This is a genomic window from Nocardiopsis sp. CNR-923 (genome assembly GCF_001942255.1).
Lineage (GTDB): Bacteria > Actinomycetota > Actinomycetes > Streptosporangiales > Streptosporangiaceae > Nocardiopsis.
In genome coordinates, this window is the sequence record NZ_MKKC01000045.1 from 1 (window position 1) to 1,450 (window position 1,450).

The following is a 1,450-nucleotide window of genomic DNA, read 5'->3' on the forward strand; positions in this document are numbered from 1 at the left end:
GCAGTGAGCCAGCCGCCAGATCGGCGCGCCCGCCCCTTCCACCGCCAGGCGGTGGTGGGTGGTCAGGTACACCCCCACCGTGCCGGTGCAGGCGGAGGCGAGTTTGCGCGCCGCGTTGTCCTCGCGCTTGTCGGAGTGGACTATGAACAGCACGATGGAGGGCAGCTTGCTGGTCTGGGCCAGGAGCGCGTACCCCGGCATCTTCCGCTTGAGCTGGGTGAGGGGTTCGGTGCCGGTGTCGTACTCCACGAACGCGTCCAGGACCAACTCGCCCTCCTCCCAACGGACGAGGGCGTCCGGGCGGATATACCTGCCCCACCTCTCCTTACACTCGCGCTCGGACCTCCACCGGAGCAGATCGGCACCCACGTCACGGGCGCTCTCGACGAAGTGGGCGCGGGTCTGGGCCAGGCCGAGGATGTGGTCCAACCTTGGCGAGTGGGCCAACGCCAGAGCCCGGTCGGAGCGGAAGTGCAGCTCCTCGGGCTCCTTGCCCTGGTACAAGGCGACCAACACCGCTCCGGTCGGGGACAGGATCCAATGGTCAGGGGCGTTGCGGTCGTGGGCGTGGCGGCGAAACCGATTGAGCAGCCCGTACCGGTGCAGAGTCAGCAGCCGGGAGCGGGCCCGGCGGGGTCCGGCATGAGGGAAGTAGATGCGGTGCAGGTGGTGGGTGGTCATCACCTGGTGCTCCCACAACCCCACCAGGATCTGCCGGTCCCGGTCGGTGATCCGGGGAGCCAACCTCGACAGTGTCTGCTCGTACTCGTTCACGCACGCCCTCCAGGGGTCCTCGCCCTTCCTTTGCCTTTCACCTCCCTATGGAGACGAGGACGGCGCGGATGCGACACCGAGAGGCCGAATTCTCACCTCAAGGCCCCTGCACGCGGGCGTCTCGCGATCACGCCCACCCATGAAGTAGGCGGGTGGTGCCGCTGAAGCGACACCACCCTCATCCCGATCCGAACCGCTCAGCCAACCGTGTTGAGATAGGTCCGAACCACTGCGGCGAGATCGGCCAGGTCGTCCGGAGCCCGCTGCGGCGGAGCGGCCAACAGATCACCCTCAGGAACGCGGGCACAGGGAACCGGCATCCGGATCTGGGGCGGTGGAGGCATGTAGGGGCGAACAAGGGCGCCCCACTCCTCCTCGGGGTCGGTCTCAGGCGCGGCGTCGAACCCGCCCCCATGGTCGTCGCGCTCCCAGTACGCAGCCACCTCGCCGACCGACGCCACCCGCCTCGGAGAGGTACTCGGATCGGACGCGGTCGCCGACACAGCCGGAGCAGGCTGTTGGGGGCGTTCAGGTACCGGAGAAATCGCGGCCCTGGCCCGCTTGGGCGGGTCGGGGACGGTCATGTCCCTTGGAGTGGTGTAACTCCGGGATGGGTGATCTGACCTGGACGGCTATAGCGACAAGGCGAGCCACCGTGTGACCGTCAAGTGAGAGA

2 protein-coding genes are annotated in these 1,450 nt (G+C 67.9%); both read right to left on the bottom strand.

Annotated elements, in window-relative coordinates; all coding sequences use genetic code 11:
* The coding region (locus BJF83_RS03155) for a replication-relaxation family protein (RefSeq protein ID WP_075925107.1) at nt 1-774 on the bottom strand (774 nt) is incomplete at its 3' end.
* Nucleotides 775-971: 197 nt separating this feature from the next.
* The gene (locus tag BJF83_RS03160; protein WP_143831770.1) at nt 972-1,217 is read right to left on the bottom strand and encodes a hypothetical protein; all 246 of its coding nucleotides are present in this window, start codon (nt 1,215-1,217) and stop codon (nt 972-974) included.
* Between the last annotated feature and the right edge of the window lie 233 nt (nt 1,218-1,450).